The following is a 17,826-nucleotide window of genomic DNA, read 5'->3' as shown; positions in this document are numbered from 1 at the left end:
CACCGGAAGAAAGCCCACCATGACCGAGTTGACCAAGAAGCGGCCCGAATTCCGCAACATCAACGCCTTCACAGACCTGACCACCTACCGCCTGCCACTGGCGGGTTGGGTGTCGATCCTGCACCGCGCCAGCGGTGGCCTGATGTTCATCCTGTTGCCGCTGATCGTCTGGCTGTTCGACACCTCGGTGTCGTCCGAGCTGTCCTTTGAACGCTTCAGCGCGGCCTTCGCCGCTGGCATCGGTTTCGTGCCGGGCTGGTTCTTCAAGCTGGTCGTGCTCGCCATCATCTGGGCCTACCTGCACCACCTGATCGCCGGCCTGCGCCACCTGTACATGGACGTGGCCCACGCCGTCAGCAAAGAGTTCGGCAAATCGTCCGCCATCGTCACGCTGGCCCTGAGCATCGGCCTCACGCTGGTCCTGGGCGCCAAGCTGTTCGGCCTGTACTGAGCACGGTCATCAAGAGGAACAACCCCATGTCTGTCAACTTCGGTTCCAAGCGCGTCGTCACCGGCGCCCACTACGGCCTGCGCGACTGGCTCGCCCAGCGCGTCACCGGCGGCCTCGTCGCCCTCTTCACGTTCATCGTGCTCGCGCAGGTGATTTTTTCCAGCGGCCCCATGGGCTACGAAACCTGGGCCGGCATCTTCGCTGCCCAGTGGATGAAGGCCCTGACCTTTGTCGTGTTCGTGGCCCTGGCTTGGCACGTCTGGTTCGGCATGCGCGACATCTGGATGGACTACGTCAAGCCCGCCGGCATCCGCCTTGTGCTGCACATCTTCACCATCGTCTGGCTCGTGGCCTGTCTGGGCTGGGCTGTTCAAGTTCTCTGGAGGCTCTGAAGCCATGACCGTTACTGCAAATCTCCCCAAGCGCCAATTTGACGTCGTGATCGTCGGCGCCGGCGGCTCCGGCATGCGCGCCTCGCTGCAACTCGCCCGCGCCGGCCTGAAAGTGGCCGTGCTCTCCAAAGTGTTCCCGACCCGTTCGCACACCGTGGCGGCCCAGGGCGGCGTGTCCGCCTCGCTCGGCAACATGAGCGAAGACAACTGGCACTACCACTTCTACGACACCATCAAGGGTTCCGACTGGCTGGGCGACCAGGATGCGATCGAGTTCATGTGCCGCGAAGCGCCCAAGGTGGTCTACGAGCTCGAGCACTTCGGCATGCCGTTCGACCGCAACCCCGACGGCACGATCTACCAGCGCCCCTTCGGCGGTCACACCGCCAACTACGGTGAAAAGCCCGTGCAGCGCGCCTGCGCCGCAGCCGACCGCACCGGCCACGCCATGCTGCACACCCTGTACCAGCAGAACGTGCAGGCCCGCACCACCTTCTTCGTCGAATGGATGGCGCTCGACCTGATCCGCGACGCCGACGGCGACGTGATCGGCGTGACCGCGCTGGAAATGGAAACCGGCGAGACCTACATCCTCGAAGCCAAGCAGACCCTGCTGGCCACGGGTGGCGCAGGCCGCATCTTCGCCGCCTCCACCAACGCCTTCATCAACACCGGCGACGGCCTGGGCATGGCGGCGCGTGCTGGTGTGCCGCTGCAGGACATGGAGTTCTGGCAATTCCACCCCACCGGCGTGGCCGGCGCGGGCGTGCTGCTGACCGAAGGCTGCCGCGGCGAAGGCGCGATCCTGCTCAACAGCGAAGGCGAACGTTTCATGGAGCGCTACGCGCCCACCCTGAAGGATCTGGCCCCGCGCGACTTCGTTTCGCGCTGCATGGACCAGGAAATCAAGGAAGGCCGTGGCTGCGGTCCCAACAAGGACTACGTGCTGATGAAGCTCGACCACTTGGGCGCCGAAACGATCCGCAAGCGCCTGCCCTCGGTGGAAGAAATCGGCCACAACTTTGCCAACGTCGACATCACGCGCGAACCGATCCCCGTGGTGCCCACCATCCACTACCAGATGGGTGGCATCCCGACCAACATCAACGGCCAAGTCGTCACGCCCGATGGCAGCGGCTCGCAAAAAATCGTCAACGGCCTCTACGCTGTCGGCGAATGCGCCTGCGTGTCGGTGCACGGCGCCAACCGCCTGGGCACGAACTCGCTGCTGGACCTGCTGGTGTTCGGTCGCGCCGCCGGCAACCACATCGTCGAGAACAACAACAAGCTTCAGGCGCACAAACCCCTGCCCGCCGACGCCGCCGACAAGACCCTGGCCCGCCTCGCGCGCCTGGATGCATCGAGCGAAGGCGAATACGCCCAGGACGTGGCCAACGACATGCGCGCCATCATGCAGCAGCACGCGGGCGTGTTCCGCACCCAGGCCAGCATGGACGAAGGCGTCACCAAGATCAACGCCCTGCGCTCGCGCGTGGCCAAGATCACCCTGGGTGACAAGTCCAAGGTGTTCAACACGGCACGCATCGAAGCGCTGGAAGTGGACAACCTGATGGAAGTGGCGCAAGCCACCATGACCTCGGCCGCGGCCCGCAAGGAATGCCGCGGTGCGCACACCGTGAACGACTACGAGCGCCCCGCCGACGACGCCCAGTTCCCGCTGGGTCGCAACGACGCCGAGTGGATGAAGCACACGCTGTGGGACAGCGCCACCAACAGCCTGTCGTACAAGCCCGTCAACTTGAAGCCGCTGACCGTGGAGTCGGTGCCCCCGAAGGTTCGCACCTTCTAAGCACCCACCCAGAACCGAACCAGCCCGGAGAAAAAACACCATGGCCCTTCGCACATTCAAGATCTACCGCTACGACCCGGAAAAAGACGCCAAGCCCTACATGCAGACCATCGAGGTCGAGCTGGACGGCCACGAGCGCATGCTGCTGGACGCGCTGATGAAACTCAAGAAGGTCGATCCTTCGATCTCGTTCCGCCGCTCCTGCCGCGAAGGCGTCTGCGGCTCGGACGCGATGAACATCAATGGCAAGAACGGTCTGGCCTGCCTGACCAACATGAACACCCTGCCCGGCGTGATCACGCTCAAGCCGCTGCCAGGCCTGCCGGTGGTGCGCGACCTGATCGTGGACATGACGCTGTTCTTCAAGCAGTACAACAGCATCAAGCCCTACCTGATCAACGACACGCCGCCGCCCCAGACCGAGCGCCTGCAGAGTCCTGAAGAGCGCGAAGAGCTCAACGGTCTGTACGAGTGCATCCTGTGCGCCAGCTGCTCGACCAGCTGCCCCAGCTTCTGGTGGAACCCCGACAAGTTTGTCGGCCCGGCCGGCCTGCTCCAAGCCTACCGCTTCATTGCCGACAGCCGCGACGAAGCCACCAGCGAGCGCCTGGACAACCTGGAAGACCCGTACCGCCTGTTCCGCTGCCACACCATCATGAACTGTGTGGACGTCTGCCCCAAGGGACTGAACCCCACGAAGGCCATTGGCAAGATCAAGGAAATGATGGTGATGCGCTCGATCTGAGCGCAGCGCCCGAACCACTATGGATGCCAGCACCTGTGACGCCCTGCTCGATCAACGCGCTCTGAGCAAGCTGCGCTGGCGCTGCCGCCGTGGACTGCTCGAAAACGACCTGTTCATTGACAGCTTCTTCGCCAGGCACGAATCTGGCTTGACTGTCAGGCAGGCTGAAGCTCTGGGGGTTTTAATGGATTTGTCCGACAACGATCTGCTCGATCTGTTGCTGGGAAGAAAGCCACCCCAAGGCGAGCTGGCCCGTGACGACGTCACGCACGTATTGGGCATGCTTCGCGCAGCCCGGCTACCCGTTTAAGCCCCTCAAAAGGAAACCGAATGAAACTCGTAGACAACAAAGCCACCTTGTCGTTCTCCAACGGCAGCCCCAGCGTCGATATGCCGGTGTATGCCGGCAGCATCGGTCCGGACGTGATTGACATCCGCAAGCTGTACGCACAGACCGGCATGTTCACCTACGACCCCGGCTTCCTGTCCACCGCGTCCTGCCAGTCGGCCATCACCTACATCGATGGCGACAAGGGCGAATTGCTGTATCGTGGCTACCCCATCGAACAGCTCGCCACCAACTGCGACTACCTCGACACCTGCTACCTGCTGCTCAACGGTGATCTGCCGAACGACAAGCAACGCGGCGACTTCCACAAGCTCGTGATCAACCACACCATGGTCAACGAGCAGATGCAGTTCTTCCTGCGTGGCTTCCGCCGCGATGCCCACCCCATGGCCGTGCTGACCGGCCTGGTGGGTGGTCTGTCGGCCTTCTACCACGACAGCACCGACATCAACAACCCGGAGCACCGCCACGTCGCGGCCATCCGCCTGATCGCCAAGATGCCCACCCTGGTGGCCATGGCCTACAAGTACGGCGTGGGCCAGCCCTACATGTACCCGAAAAACGACCTGAGCTACTCGGGCAACTTCCTGCGCATGATGTTCGGCACCCCGTGCGAGGAGTACAAAGTCAACCCGGTGCTCGAACGCGCACTGGACCGCATCTTCATCCTGCACGCCGACCACGAGCAGAACGCCTCCACCTCCACCGTGCGCCTGTGCGGTTCGTCGGGCACCAACCCGTTTGCCGCCATCGCTGCCGGCGTGGCCTGCCTCTGGGGCCCCGCTCACGGCGGCGCCAACGAAGCCTGCCTGAACATGCTGGAAGACATCCAGCGCCAGGGCGGCGTGGCCAAGGTCGGCGAGTTCATGGAAAAGGTCAAGGACAAGAACTCCGGCGTGAAGCTGATGGGCTTCGGTCACCGCGTCTACAAGAACTACGATCCCCGCGCCAAGCTGATGCAGGAAACCTGCGACGAAGTGCTGAAGGAACTGGGTCTGGAAAACGACCCCCTGTTCAAGCTGGCCAAGGAACTGGAGCGCATTGCCCTGGAAGACGAGTACTTTGTCTCGCGCAAGCTGTACCCGAACGTGGACTTCTATTCCGGCATCGTGCAGCGCGCCATCGGCATCCCGGTGAACCTGTTCACCGGCATCTTCGCCCTGGCCCGCACCGTCGGCTGGATCGCCCAGCTCAACGAAATGATCAGCGACCCCGAGTACAAGATCGGCCGTCCGCGCCAGCTGTTCACGGGCGCCGAGCGCCGCGACGTCCCCGCTGGTTTCAAGCGATAACCCCCGAGCCGCCTGCGGCGTCTCCCTTCCAGGAAGCGCCAGCAGGGCCTGGCAGAGCCGGTTCCGCGCCGGCCTCGTCACCATCACAAAACCCGCCATCGGCGGGTTTTGTTTTGGCGGGGTCACCCATCGCAAAATGCGATGATCAACCTGCGAACAAGGTGAGAAAATTGGCAACTCATCGTCATTCACGACGAGTCAGCCATGAACACCCCGGACCGCAGCTTCACCCGCCGCCTCGACCTCACCTCGCTCCAGCTCTTTGTGGCGGTGTGCGAGCGCGGCAGCATCGGCAAGGCGGCCGAGCAGGAATTCATGGCCACCTCGGCCGTGAGCAAGCGCCTCTCCGATCTTGAAAGCGCCGTGGGCACCACCCTGCTTTACCGCCATGCCCGGGGCGCCAGCCCCACGCCCGCCGGCCAGAGCCTGCTCCACCACGCGCGCTCGGTGCTCTTCAGCCTGGACAAGATGCAGGGCGAGCTGTCTGAATACGCCGATGGTGTGCGTGGTCATGTGCGCATGCACGCCAACATCTCGGCCATCGTCCAGTTCCTGCCCGAGGACCTGGGCAGCTTCACCCGCCTGCACGACCAGGTCAAGATCGATCTGGAGGAACACCTGTCCAGCGAGGTGGTGCGGGCCGTGCAGGAAGGCGCGGCCGATCTGGGCATCTGCCACACGGGGGTGAGCGGCCCCCTGCCCGACCTGCAGACCCGCCCCTACCGGCAGGACCAGCTGGTGCTGATCGTTCCGCAGGTGCACCCCCTCGCGGGCGAGGAACAACTGGCCTTTGCCGACAGCCTCGACTGGGATCATGTGGGACTGCACGCCAACAGTTCCATCTACCAGGCCATGCACCAGGCCGCCACCACCGCCGGCCGCGGCATCCGGCTGCGCATCCGGGTCACCGGGCTGGACGCCATGTGCCGCATGATCCACAACGGTCTGGGCGTCGGCCTGATGCCCCGGCGTGCTTTCGAGCTGATGCACGGCGTGGGCGAGCTCACCTGTGTGGCGCTGACCGATGACTGGGCCACCCGGCAGATCGACCTGGTGGCCCGCGATTTTTCAACCTTGCCCGTCACCGCCCGGCTGCTCGTTGCCCACCTGGGCGAGCAGTCCGGGCAACACACCGTTACAGACCCCCACGCATAAAATTCCATCAGCAAAGGAACCCCACCCATGGCACGCACGCTCTACGACAAGATCTGGGACGAACACGTCGTCCACACCGAGGAGGATGGCACGTCCGTCCTCTACATCGACCGCCACCTCGTGCACGAAGTGACCAGCCCGCAGGCGTTTGAAGGCCTGCGCCAGGCGGGCCGCAAGGTCTGGCGCGTGAGTTCGATCGTGGCCACCGCCGACCACAACACGCCCACCACCGGTTGGGAACAGGGCTACGACGGCATCACCGACCCGATCAGCAAGGAACAGATCACCACGCTGAACGACAACATCGCCGAATTCGGCGCGGCGGCTTTCTTCCCCTTCATGTCCCAACGCCAGGGCATCGTGCACGTGATCGGCCCGGAGAACGGCGCCACCCTGCCCGGCATGACGGTGGTCTGCGGCGACAGCCACACCAGCACCCACGGGGCGTTTGGCGCACTCGCGCACGGCATCGGTACCAGCGAGGTCGAGCACGTCATGGCGACGCAGACCCTGCTGGCCAAGAAGGCCAAGAACATGCTGGTGCGCGTGGACGGGCAACTCGCCAAGGGCGTGACCGCCAAGGACATCGTGCTGGCCATCATTGGCAAGATCGGCACCGCGGGCGGCACCGGCTACACCATCGAATTCGGCGGCAGCGCGATCCGCGCCCTGTCGATGGAAGGCCGCATGACGGTGTGCAACATGGCCATCGAAGGCGGTGCCCGCGCGGGTCTGGTGGCGGTGGATGAAAAAACCATCGAATACGTCAAGGGTCGCCCGCTCTCCCCCACCGGCGTGGAATGGGAGCAGGCCGTGGCCTACTGGAAGGGTCTGCAATCCGACGCCGATGCGAAGTTCGATGCCGTGGTGGAGCTGGACGCCAGCAGCATCGTGCCGCAGGTCACGTGGGGCACCTCGCCCGAGATGGTGCTTGGCGTGGACGCCCGCGTGCCCGATCCCGAGAAGGAAAAAGACCCGAACAAGCGCGGCGCCATTGAGCGTGCGCTCACCTACATGGCGCTGGAGCCGGGCAAGGCCCTGAACGACATCTTTGTGGACAAGGTGTTCATCGGCTCCTGCACCAACAGCCGCATCGAAGACATGCGCGAGGCCGCAGCGGTGGTGAAGAAGCTGGGCCAGAAAGTGGCCAAAAACATCAAGCTGGCGATGGTCGTTCCCGGCTCCGGTCTGGTCAAGGAACAGGCCGAGCGCGAAGGCCTGCACGAGATCTTCAAGGCTGCCGGCTTCGAGTGGCGTGAACCCGGCTGCTCGATGTGCCTGGCCATGAACGCCGACCGGCTGGAACCCGGCGAACGCTGCGCCTCCACCAGCAACCGCAACTTCGAAGGCCGCCAGGGCGCTGGTGGCCGCACCCACCTGGTTTCCCCAGCGATGGCCGCCGCCGCAGCGATCCATGGCCATTTCATTGACGTGCGCACCATCGCCTGATCCTCCGTCCCGAGTCCTCATCAAGGAGTCCTCACATGTCCTCGACCAAACCCCTGCTCACCCTGCTGGCCACCGGAGCCCTGATGTCCCTGGCCGCCTGCAACACCGTGCAAGGCGTCAAACAGGACGCGCACGTGGTCAAAGACAAGGCCGTGGAAGTCAAGGACGCGGTCGTTGACAAGGCCATTGAGATCAAGGACAAGACCGTCGAAGGCGGCAAGGCCGCTGGTCAGGCCGTCGGCTCCGGGCTGGAGAAGGCTGGCGACGCCGTCAAGGACGCGACCCACTGAGGCCAGCCCAGCAACACACCCCACACCATCATGCAGAAATTCACCATTCACCAGGGCCTCGTGGCCCCCATGGACCGCGAGAACGTCGACACCGACGCCATCATCCCCAAGCAGTTCCTCAAGTCGATCCGCAAGACCGGCTTTGGTCCCAACCTGTTCGACGAGTGGCGCTACCTGGACAAGGGCGAGCCCGGCCAGGACCCCGCCACACGCCAACCGAACCCGGACTTCGTGCTGAACCAGCCGCGCTACGCTGGCGCCTCGGTGCTGCTGACCCGCAAGAACTTCGGCTGCGGCTCCAGCCGCGAACACGCGCCCTGGGCCATCGACCAGTACGGCTTTCGTGCCGTCATTGCACCGAGCTACGCCGACATCTTCTTCAACAACTGTTTCAAGAACGGTCTGCTGCCCATCGTGCTGCCCGAGGCCACGGTCGCCCAGCTGTTCGACGAGGTGTATGCCTTCCCGGGCTACCAGCTGACGATCGACCTGGAGCGCCAGGTGATCGTGAAACCTCAAGGCGAAGAAATCCCGTTCGAGGTGCAGGCCTTCCGCAAGTATTGCCTGCTCAACGGGCTCGACGACATCGGCCTGACCTTGCGCCACAAGGACAAGATACAAGCCTTCGAAGCCCAGCGTCTTGCAACGAAACCGTGGCTCGCCCACACCATGGTGTCCTGATCGGACACCCCATCAACTCCAGACATTCATCTCATGAAAATCGCAGTTCTCCCGGGTGACGGCATCGGCACCGAAATCGTGGCCGAAGCGGTCAAGGTGCTCAAGGCACTCGACCTCCCCTTCGAAATGGAATCGGCCCTGGTGGGCGGTGCCGCCTACGAGGCACACGGCCATCCACTGCCCGAGTCCACGCTCAACCTGGCCAAGGCGGCCGACGCCATCCTGTTCGGCGCCGTCGGCGACTGGAAGTACGACAAGCTCGACCGCCCCTTGCGCCCCGAGCAGGCCATCCTGGGCCTACGCAAACACCTGGGCCTGTTCGCCAACTTCCGTCCCGCCATCTGCTACGAGCAGCTGGTGGGAGCGTCCAGCCTCAAGCCCGAGCTGATCGCGGGCCTGGACATCCTCATCATCCGCGAGCTCACCGGCGACATCTACTTCGGCCAGCCGCGCGGCCGCCGCGTGGCCACCGACGGCCATTTCCCCGGTGCCGAAGAAGCCTTCGACACCATGCGCTACAGCAAGCCGGAGATCGAACGCATCGCCCATGTGGCCTTCCAGGCCGCGCGCAAGCGCAACAAGAAAGTCACCAGCGTGGACAAGGCCAACGTGCTGGAGACCTTCCAGTTCTGGAAAGACGTGGTCACCGAGGTGCACGCCCAGTACCCCGACGTGGAACTGCAGCACATGTACGTGGACAACGCCGCGATGCAACTCGTCAAGGCGCCCAAGGCCTTTGACGTGGTCGTCACCGGCAACATGTTCGGCGACATCCTGAGCGACGAAGCCTCCATGCTCACCGGCTCCATCGGCATGCTGCCCTCGGCCTCGCTGAACTCGAAAAACCAGGGCCTGTACGAGCCCAGCCACGGCAGCGCGCCCGACATCGCCGGCAAGGGTGTGGCCAACCCGCTGGCCACCATCCTGAGCGCGGCCATGATGCTGCGCTTCAGCCTGAACCAGGAAGCCGCTGCGCAACGCATCGAAGCCGCCGTGCAAAAGGTGCTGGTGCAAGGCCTGCGCACGCCCGACATCTACAGCGAAGGCACCACCAAGGTGGGCACCGCACAGATGGGCGACGCGGTGGTCAAGGCGCTGGGCTGATCGCACAGCGCCAGACACAGGCAGCCCGCAGGCTGCCTTTTTTGTGCCCGCGTGTCAGTTTCGCCCAAGCGGCCATCCGGTACAATCTCCACCCATGTTTGCCGCCCACCCGTTCAACCCGAACAAAGCACCCGCCGCCCTGGCCGGTGTGGTCGTGCGCGCAATCACCATCAAAACCACGACCATTAAGGGCTGATCCAGCCTGGTTCGTCGTGCGCCCTCCCCGGCCAGACGAGCCGGGCAAGTCGGTCTGGTCTGGACCTGTTTTATCTACTTGAAAGGGCGTTTGAAATGAGCAAGTTGGTTGGTTTGGTCGGCTGGCGCGGCATGGTTGGCTCGGTGTTGATGGATCGCATGGTCGCGGAAAGCGACTTCGACCTGATCGAGCCGCTGTTCTTCTCCACCTCGAACGCCGGCGGCAAGGCTCCGGCGATGGCGAAAAACGAAACCACGCTGCAGGACGCGCACGACATCGCGGCACTCCAGCGCTGCGACATCATCATCACCGCCCAGGGCGGCGACTACACCAGTGAGGTCTTCCCCAAGCTGCGCGCCGCAGGCTGGAACGGCCACTGGATCGACGCCGCCTCCACGCTGCGCATGGAAAAGGATGCCGTGATCATCCTGGACCCGGTGAACATGCCGGTGATCAAGGTCGCGCTGGCCAACGGTGGCAAGAACTGGGTTGGCGGCAACTGCACCGTGAGCTGCATGCTGATGGGCGTGGGTGCGCTGTACAAAGCCGGGCTGGTGGAGTGGATGAGCACCCAGACCTACCAGGCGGCATCCGGTGGTGGCGCCCAGCACATGCGCGAACTGCTGACGCAGTACGGCACGCTGAACGCCGAAGTGAAAGCCTTGCTGGACGACCCCAAGAGCGCCATCCTGGAGATCGACCGCAAGGTGATCGCCAAGCAGCGCAGCCTGACCGGCGCCGAGACGGCCAACTTCGGCGTGCCGCTGGGTGGTTCGCTGATCCCCTGGATCGACAAGGACCTGGGCAACGGCATGTCCAAGGAAGAGTGGAAGGGCATGGCCGAAACCAACAAGATTCTCGGCATGGGTGAGGGCTTCGGCTCGGCCGCCATCCCGGTGGACGGTTTCTGCGTGCGCGTGGGTGCGATGCGCTGCCACAGCCAGGCGCTGACCTTCAAGCTCAAGAAAGACGTGCCGACTGCCGATATCGAGGCCATGATCGCTGCAGACAATCAGTGGGTCAAAGTGGTGCCCAACACCCGCGAAGCCACCATCAAGGACCTGACGCCCGTGGCGGTCACCGGCACCATGACGATTCCTGTGGGTCGTATCCGCAAGCTGGCCATGGGCCCGGAATACGTGGGCGCCTTCACCATCGGCGACCAGTTGTTGTGGGGCGCTGCCGAACCGCTGCGCCGCATGCTGCGTATCCTGCTGGACGCCTGAGTTCGCGATGGGAGGAACGGTTGTGGCCCTCCACCAAGGTCCACTTCCCGTTGTGCAACAACAACGTCCGCGGGGGTTGAACGCGCGCCACACGCAAGCCGGGAAACTCAAGCGAATTCTCAGCTTGTCACCGTAATGCGTTGATGTTATGGTCAATTCTCGGTTTTTTACGTCGAGGTCAACGTGCCAATTCACACCCGCCACACACCATCCATCCGAACCTGCGCCACCGCCGGCGATACCGGTTCAAAAGGACTTGCGCGGTTACACGCCATAGCGGCCGCGGTGGTTTTGTGCACCGGCCTGCTGCAGGCCAGCGATGCTCAAGCCTTGGCATTGGGGCGCATGGTGGTGCAATCGGCGTTGGGGGAGCCTCTTCGAGCCGAGGTTGATGTGCTTGAAATCACGGCGGAGGAATCGGCCAGTCTGCGTGTGGGCCTGGCCGCAGCAGGCGCGTTCCGCGCAGCCGGCATGGACTTCAATGCTGCGCTGGCCGACCTCCAGGTCGTTCTGCAGCGCCGCCCCGATGGCCGCGCTTTCCTGCGCCTGACAGGCAGCCGCCCAGTCAATGAGCCTTTCATGGACATGATCCTGGAGGCCAACTGGGCATCGGGCCGCATTGTGCGCGACTACACGCTGTTGTTTGACCCCCCCAACCTGCGCCCGCCCGTGCCAGCACCTTTGGCGCCCGCAGTGACAGCACAGACGACGCCTGCACCGGTCACTCCGCCTGCGGCGCCATCGACCGCGGCCGTCCGGCCACCAGAGGCTGTCTCTGCACCGGTCGCCCGCGCACCAGCCCCCGCCCCTGCCCCGCGTCCGGCCGCACCGACATCTGCCGCGCCCGATGCCGACGCTGGCACCGCCGAGCGTGTGCGGGTCAAGGCAGGTGACACCGCTGGACGCATTGCGGCCAGCAACCTGCCCGCCAATGTGTCGCTTGATCAGATGCTCGTGGCCATGTTGCGGGCCAACCCCAATGCCTTCATTGGCGGCAACATCAACCGAATCAAGGCGGGTTCCCTGGTGGAGCTGCCCGATGAGACGGCTGCAGCAGCCACGCCAAGCGGCGAGGCGCGCCAGATCATCGCAGCGCAGAGCAGCGATTTCAATGAGTTCCGCCGTCGACTGGCGAGCCGCGTCCCCGCAGCCGAGGTCGCCGCCGCAGACCGGCAAGCCGCGGGTCGTGTGCAGGCCGAAGTCCAGGACCAGAAGCCAGCGCCTGCAACCCAGGACAAGCTGACGCTGTCCAAGGGTGCCGCGCCAGGTCAGTCCGCACCGGAAGCCAAGATCGCTGAGGAACGTCGCGCAGGCGAAGCGTCAACCCGGGTCGCTGAACTCTCCCGCAACATTGAAGAGCTGAACAAGATCGCTCCAGCCGCGGCGCCAACGGCCGCCGCTGGCAGCGCTCCGGCTGCGCCGGACGCGTCGAAGCCGGCGGCGGTTACCCCGGAAGTGGTTGCAACGCCTGCAGTGACACCTGCGCCCGCGACCCCCACTGCACCCGTTGAACCACCGGCGCCGCCCGTTGCACAAACACCTGCGCCAGCACCCGCGCCCAAACCCGCTGCACCGATGCCTGTTCCGGCAGTCGATGAACCTTCCTTCATGGGACAGTTGCTCGGCAACCCATTCGTGCTGCCTGCGGCCGGTGGATTGCTCGCACTGCTCGCAGGTCTGGGCCTGTACCGCATGCGCCAGCGCAAGAAGACGTCCGCCGCGGACAGCTCCTTCCTCGAAAGCCGGCTGCAACCCGACTCGTTCTTTGGCTCCAGCGGTGGTCAGCGCATCGACACCGCCGAAGCGTCGGCCTCCGGCTCTTCCATGGTGTACTCGCCCAGCCAACTGGACGCCGCGGGTGACGTGGATCCGGTTGCCGAGGCCGACGTCTACCTGGCCTACGGTCGCGACCTTCAGGCCGAAGAGATCCTCAAGGAGGCCATGCGCAGCACCCCCACACGCGTGGCTATCCACAACAAGTTGCTGGAGATCTACGCCAAGCGCCGGGACACCAAGGCTTTTGAAGTGGTGGCCACCGAAGCCTACGGTCTCACCCAGGGGCAAGGGGCTGAGTGGGAACACGCCTGCGGTCTGGGCAAAGAACTGGATCCGAACAATCCGCTGTACCAGCCTGGCGGCAGTCCGGCGGCCAAACCGGGCGCAGTTGTTGCAGGTAGCGCCAACACGATTCCCTTTGGCAACAGCACGCTCTCACAACACACCACCCCCGGGGCACCCATCGGCGCCGACGCTGACGCCGACCTCGGTCTTGACCTTGATCTGGACATCGGGCTGGATGAACCTTCGGCACCGGCCGAACTGCAAATGCCCGCCCGGGTGGAAGCCCAGATGTCCAGCCTGGACGATCTGGCGCAAACGGAGGCGCTCACCAGCGCCCCCGGCGAGGTCAGCGATCTGGCCTCCCGTCCGATGGACTTTGACCTGGATTTCCCCTCGGAGCCTGTGCCTTTGTCGTCGCCAGCGCCAACGGCGAAACCCGTGGTCGCGTCGGCGGAACAGTCCACATTTGACGACAGCGAAGTGCTGCCGGCGTTCGATTTTGATGAACCCTCGTCGCCATCGGTCCAGAGCAGCAACGGACAGGACCACGGCACATCCACAGCCCATCCGCCCACGGCCGAACTGCTGTCCTTTGACCTGAGCGACATTGAACTGGAGTTGAGTGAGCCTGAGCCAGCCACGGGTGAAGAACCCAACAGACTGAGTGCGGAAAATCCGCTGGAAACCAAGCTGTCCCTGGCCGAAGAGTTCCGGGCCATCGGTGACCTTGAAGGCGCGCGATCACTGGCCGAAGAAGTGTTGGCCGAAGCCTCCGGCACTCTGCGAACCAAGGCAGGCACCTTCCTGGCCGACCTCGCCTGACACAAGCCCGCGGTCTGCATTCACCTTTGATCACGGCCACATCTGTCGGCGCTTCACCCCATGAAGCGCCGTCTGTGCGTATCGCGCTGGGGGTCAGCTACCACGGCCATGCCTACGATGGCTGGCAGAGTCAACCCAGCGGCCGCACGGTGCAGGACCGGCTGGAACGGGCTCTGACCGAATTCACAGCGCTCGACAAAGTCAGCACGCTGTGTGCCGGACGCACCGATGCCGGCGTGCACGGACTCATGCAGGTGGTGCATTTCGACACCCCGGTCGTCCGACCGGACAACGCCTGGGTGCGCGGCACCAACCGCTTTCTGCCACCCGACATTGCCGTGCAATGGGCGCAACGCGTGCCAGCCAGCTTTCACGCCCGTGCCAGCGCCCGCTCGCGCCGCTACGCCTATGTGCTGCTTGAATCCCCGGTCAGACCCAGCATCGACCATGGCCAGGTGGGCTGGGTGTTCCGGCCGCTTCAGCTTGAATCCATGCAGCAGGCGGCGCAGGCGCTGGTGGGTGAACACGACTTCACCTCGTTTCGGGCCTCGGCATGCCAGGCTCACAGCCCCGTCAAGCTGATGCAACGCATCGACATCACGCGGCGCGGCGCCTACTGGCGCTTCGAGTTCGAAGCATCCGCCTTCCTGCACCACATGATCCGCAACATCATGGGCTGCCTGATCGCCATTGGCAGCGGCAACCGCCCGGTGGGCTGGATGGCCGAGGTGCTGGCGGCGAAAAGCCGCGACGCGGCGGCGCCCACCTTCTCCCCGGACGGGCTGTATTTTCTGGGTCCCGTGTACGATCAATCGCTGGGCCTGCCCACGCGCACACCGGCGTTCGACTGGCTTCCCTGACCCACCCCCGCGGCGCTTCGCGCCACCCCCTCAAGGGGGCGACACTGGCGGCCCGGCAAAGCCGGTTCCGCGGTGTCCTTGAACAAGTCACTTCTGCTGATGAAACCCTTTCGAACTCGCATCAAGATCTGTGGCCTGACTCGCGAATCCGACGTGGACACCGCCGTCCAGGCCGGTGCGGACGCGGTCGGTTTCGTGCTCTACCCCCAGAGCCCGCGCTTCGTCTTGCCGGAGCGTGCTGGTGAACTGGCGTGCTGCTTGCCGGCTTTCGTCACACCGGTGCTGTTGTTCGTGAACGCCAGCCCCGAATTCATCGCCCAGGGTACTGCTGCCGTGCCCAATGCCCTGCTGCAATTCCACGGCGACGAAACACCCGATGACTGTCTGGCCACTGGCCGCCCGTTCCTGCGCGCGGCGCGCATACCCACCGGCCCCGCCGGGGCGGGCTTTGATCTCCTAAAATACGCGCAAGACTTTTCTGCCGCCCAGGCTATCTTGCTCGACGCCCATGTCGAGGGTTTTGGCGGCGGAGGTCAATCATTCGACTGGAACGCTTTCCCTTGGTCACATCCGCTTCTAAACGCCAGCTCTCGCCTCGTTTTGTCTGGTGGACTCACGCCTGCAAACGTGATCGATGGCATCAGCCGCGTACGGCCCTGGGCCGTTGACGTGAGTTCCGGCGTCGAGGTGTCGAAAGGCATCAAGGACGCCGACAAGATCCACGCATTCGTCGCCGCCGTGCGCGCGGCCGACACCCTCTTATCGCGTCCGAGCTGAGCCCGTTTCCGGGTCGCTCGGGCCATTAAACCGAGACACCCCATGGACACCTACCAGCAACCCGACGCCCGCGGCCACTTTGGCATCTACGGTGGCAGTTTCGTGAGCGAGACGCTCACGCACGCCATCAACGAGCTCAAGGCCGCCTATGCGAAATACCAGCACGACCCCGAGTTCCTAGCCGAATTCAAGAGCGAACTCGCGCACTTCGTGGGCCGCCCTTCTCCGGTCTACCACGCCGCGCGCATGAGCCGCGAGCAAGGTGGCGCGCAGATCTTCCTGAAGCGCGAAGACCTGAACCACACCGGCGCCCACAAGGTCAACAACACCATCGGCCAGGCCATGCTCGCCAAGCGCATGGGCAAGCCGCGTGTGATCGCCGAAACCGGCGCCGGCCAACACGGCGTAGCCACCGCCACCATCTGCGCCCGCTACGGCCTGGAATGTGTGGTCTACATGGGCAGCGAAGACGTCAAGCGCCAGAGCCCCAACGTCTACCGCATGAAGCTGCTCGGTGCCACCGTGGTGCCGGTGGAGAGCGGCAGCAAGACGCTGAAAGACGCGCTCAACGAAGCCATGCGCGACTGGGTCGCCAACGTGGACAACACCTTCTACATCATCGGCACCGTGGCCGGCCCACACCCCTACCCGATGATGGTGCGCGACTTCCAGAGCGTGATCGGCGAAGAATGCCTGGTGCAGATGCCGGAGATGCTCAAGGCCGCCGGTTGCTCGGGCGAACAGCCCGATGTGGTGGTCGCCTGCGTGGGCGGCGGCAGCAACGCCATGGGCATCTTCTACCCGTACATCGACCACGCCGCCACGCGCCTGATCGGCGTGGAAGCGGCGGGCGAAGGCCTGGAGAGCGGCAAACACTCGGCCTCGCTGCAGAAAGGCAGCCCCGGCGTGCTGCACGGCAACCGCACCTATGTGCTGCAGGACGACAACGGCCAGGTCACCGAAACGCACAGCGTCAGCGCGGGTCTGGACTACCCCGGCGTCGGCCCTGAGCATGCGTTCCTGAAAGACATTGGCCGTGCCGAATACGTCGGCATCACCGACAAAGAAGCACTGGAGGCCTTCCACTATCTGTGCCGCACCGAGGGCATCATTCCCGCGCTGGAATCGAGCCATGCCGTGGCCTACGCCATGAAGCTGGCCAGGACCATGAAGCCCACACAATCGATCCTGGTCAACCTCTCCGGTCGGGGCGACAAGGACATCGGCACCGTGGCCGACCTGTCGAATGCCGATTTTTATTGCCGACCGAGCTGCCGTGGGCAGTCCGTCAAAGGCGGCATGGACACCGCCACCATCAAGGTGACCAAATGAGCCGTATCGAAAATACCTTCGCCGAATTGAAGGCGCAAAACCGCAAGGCACTGATCCCCTTCGTCACCGCCGGCTTCCCGTATGCCGACATCACGCCCGATCTCATGCACGGCATGGTGGAAGCTGGCGCCGACGTGATCGAACTGGGCGTGCCGTTCTCCGACCCGTCGGCCGACGGCCCGGTGATCCAGAAGGCGGGCGACCGCGCGCTGGCGCTGGGCATCGGACTGACCCAGGTCATCGCCATGGTGAAAACCTTCCGCGAACGCAACGCCACCACGCCCGTGGTGTTGATGGGTTACGCCAACCCGATCGAGCGCTACGACCAGAAACACGGCGTCGGCAGCTTCGTGCGCGATGCCTCGGCTGCGGGCGTGGACGGCGTGCTGGTGGTGGACTACCCGCCGGAAGAATGCGAGGACTTCGCCGCCGCCCTGCGTGCCGCCCACATGGACCTGATCTTCCTGCTGGCACCCACCAGCACCGACGAGCGCATGGCGCAGGTGGCACGCGTGGCCAGCGGCTACGTGTACTACGTGTCGCTCAAGGGCGTGACCGGCGCTGGCACGCTGGACGTGGGCCAGGTTGAAGCCATGCTGCCGCGCATCCGCGCGCATGTGAGCATCCCGGTGGGCGTGGGCTTTGGCATCCGCGACGCCGAAACCGCCAAGGCCATCGGCAGGACCGCCGACGCGGTGGTGATCGGCAGCAAGATCATCCAGCTGATCGAGAACGAACCACATGAAAAAGTGGTGACGGTCGCCATGCATTTCCTGCGCACCATACGAAAAGCGCTGGACGCATAATTCGACCACTTCGCCGGGCCACCCGTGC

The 17,826-nt window shown here is 64.4% G+C and carries 17 protein-coding genes; all 17 read left to right on the top strand.

What is annotated here, in order from left to right; all coding sequences use genetic code 11:
• Positions 1-19: 19 nt before the first annotated feature.
• The 17 genes from sdhC (at position 20) to trpA (ending at position 17,798) form a co-directional block, all read left to right on the top strand.
• Positions 20-451, top strand: coding sequence for a succinate dehydrogenase, cytochrome b556 subunit (gene sdhC, locus F3K02_RS10850; RefSeq protein ID WP_177135619.1), 432 nt, complete (start codon positions 20-22; stop codon positions 449-451).
• 26 nt (positions 452-477) lie between these two features.
• Complete coding sequence (sdhD, locus tag F3K02_RS10845) at positions 478-843, top strand: succinate dehydrogenase, hydrophobic membrane anchor protein (protein ID WP_177135618.1); 366 nt, start codon at positions 478-480, stop codon at positions 841-843.
• A 4-nt stretch (positions 844-847) separates the two neighbouring features.
• Positions 848-2,653, top strand: coding sequence for a succinate dehydrogenase flavoprotein subunit (gene sdhA, locus F3K02_RS10840; RefSeq protein ID WP_177135617.1), 1,806 nt, complete (start codon positions 848-850; stop codon positions 2,651-2,653).
• 40 nt (positions 2,654-2,693) lie between these two features.
• On the top strand, positions 2,694-3,398 hold the full coding sequence (locus F3K02_RS10835; protein ID WP_177135616.1) for a succinate dehydrogenase iron-sulfur subunit: 705 nt from the start codon (positions 2,694-2,696) through the stop codon (positions 3,396-3,398).
• 19 nt (positions 3,399-3,417) lie between these two features.
• Complete coding sequence (locus F3K02_RS10830; RefSeq protein WP_177135615.1) at positions 3,418-3,708, top strand: FAD assembly factor SdhE; 291 nt, start codon at positions 3,418-3,420, stop codon at positions 3,706-3,708.
• A 20-nt stretch (positions 3,709-3,728) separates the two neighbouring features.
• On the top strand, positions 3,729-5,039 hold the full coding sequence (gene gltA / locus F3K02_RS10825; RefSeq protein ID WP_177135614.1) for a citrate synthase: 1,311 nt from the start codon (positions 3,729-3,731) through the stop codon (positions 5,037-5,039).
• 204 nt (positions 5,040-5,243) lie between these two features.
• Positions 5,244-6,194 carry a LysR family transcriptional regulator gene (locus F3K02_RS10820; protein ID WP_177135613.1) on the top strand — a complete coding sequence of 317 codons (951 nt, stop codon included), beginning with the start codon at positions 5,244-5,246 and terminating at the stop codon, positions 6,192-6,194.
• 27 nt (positions 6,195-6,221) lie between these two features.
• Positions 6,222-7,643 (top strand): 3-isopropylmalate dehydratase large subunit, encoded by a 1,422-nt coding sequence (leuC, locus tag F3K02_RS10815; RefSeq protein WP_177135612.1) that lies wholly within the window; start codon positions 6,222-6,224, stop codon positions 7,641-7,643.
• Between the two features lie 35 nt (positions 7,644-7,678).
• Positions 7,679-7,933 (top strand): hypothetical protein, encoded by a 255-nt coding sequence (locus tag F3K02_RS10810; protein WP_177135611.1) that lies wholly within the window; start codon positions 7,679-7,681, stop codon positions 7,931-7,933.
• Positions 7,934-7,963: 30 nt separating this feature from the next.
• Positions 7,964-8,614 (top strand): 3-isopropylmalate dehydratase small subunit, encoded by a 651-nt coding sequence (leuD, locus tag F3K02_RS10805; RefSeq protein WP_177135610.1) that lies wholly within the window; start codon positions 7,964-7,966, stop codon positions 8,612-8,614.
• 33 nt (positions 8,615-8,647) lie between these two features.
• On the top strand, positions 8,648-9,718 hold the full coding sequence (gene leuB, locus F3K02_RS10800) for a 3-isopropylmalate dehydrogenase (protein ID WP_177135609.1): 1,071 nt from the start codon (positions 8,648-8,650) through the stop codon (positions 9,716-9,718).
• Positions 9,719-10,009: 291 nt separating this feature from the next.
• Complete coding sequence (gene asd, locus F3K02_RS10795) at positions 10,010-11,140, top strand: aspartate-semialdehyde dehydrogenase (protein ID WP_177135608.1); 1,131 nt, start codon at positions 10,010-10,012, stop codon at positions 11,138-11,140.
• Between the two features lie 183 nt (positions 11,141-11,323).
• A complete protein-coding gene (locus tag F3K02_RS10790; RefSeq protein ID WP_343067063.1) occupies positions 11,324-14,023 on the top strand; it encodes a FimV/HubP family polar landmark protein in 2,700 nt (899 codons plus the stop codon).
• A 74-nt stretch (positions 14,024-14,097) separates the two neighbouring features.
• Positions 14,098-14,883: a tRNA pseudouridine(38-40) synthase TruA gene (gene truA, locus F3K02_RS10785; RefSeq protein ID WP_177135607.1), complete on the top strand. Its 786-nt coding sequence runs from the start codon at positions 14,098-14,100 to the stop codon at positions 14,881-14,883.
• Between the two features lie 99 nt (positions 14,884-14,982).
• A complete protein-coding gene (locus F3K02_RS10780; protein WP_177135880.1) occupies positions 14,983-15,660 on the top strand; it encodes a phosphoribosylanthranilate isomerase in 678 nt (225 codons plus the stop codon).
• Positions 15,661-15,702: 42 nt separating this feature from the next.
• On the top strand, positions 15,703-16,992 hold the full coding sequence (gene trpB, locus F3K02_RS10775; protein WP_177135606.1) for a tryptophan synthase subunit beta: 1,290 nt from the start codon (positions 15,703-15,705) through the stop codon (positions 16,990-16,992).
• Positions 16,989-17,798 carry a tryptophan synthase subunit alpha gene (gene trpA / locus F3K02_RS10770; RefSeq protein ID WP_177135605.1) on the top strand — a complete coding sequence of 270 codons (810 nt, stop codon included), beginning with the start codon at positions 16,989-16,991 and terminating at the stop codon, positions 17,796-17,798. The genes trpB and trpA overlap by 4 nt, the downstream gene beginning before the upstream one ends.
• Positions 17,799-17,826: the final 28 nt, after the last annotated feature.

Source organism: Hydrogenophaga aromaticivorans (genome assembly GCF_013387465.1).
Classification (GTDB): domain Bacteria; phylum Pseudomonadota; class Gammaproteobacteria; order Burkholderiales; family Burkholderiaceae_C; genus Hydrogenophaga; species Hydrogenophaga aromaticivorans.
This window is presented reverse-complemented; position numbering and strand designations above follow the sequence as displayed.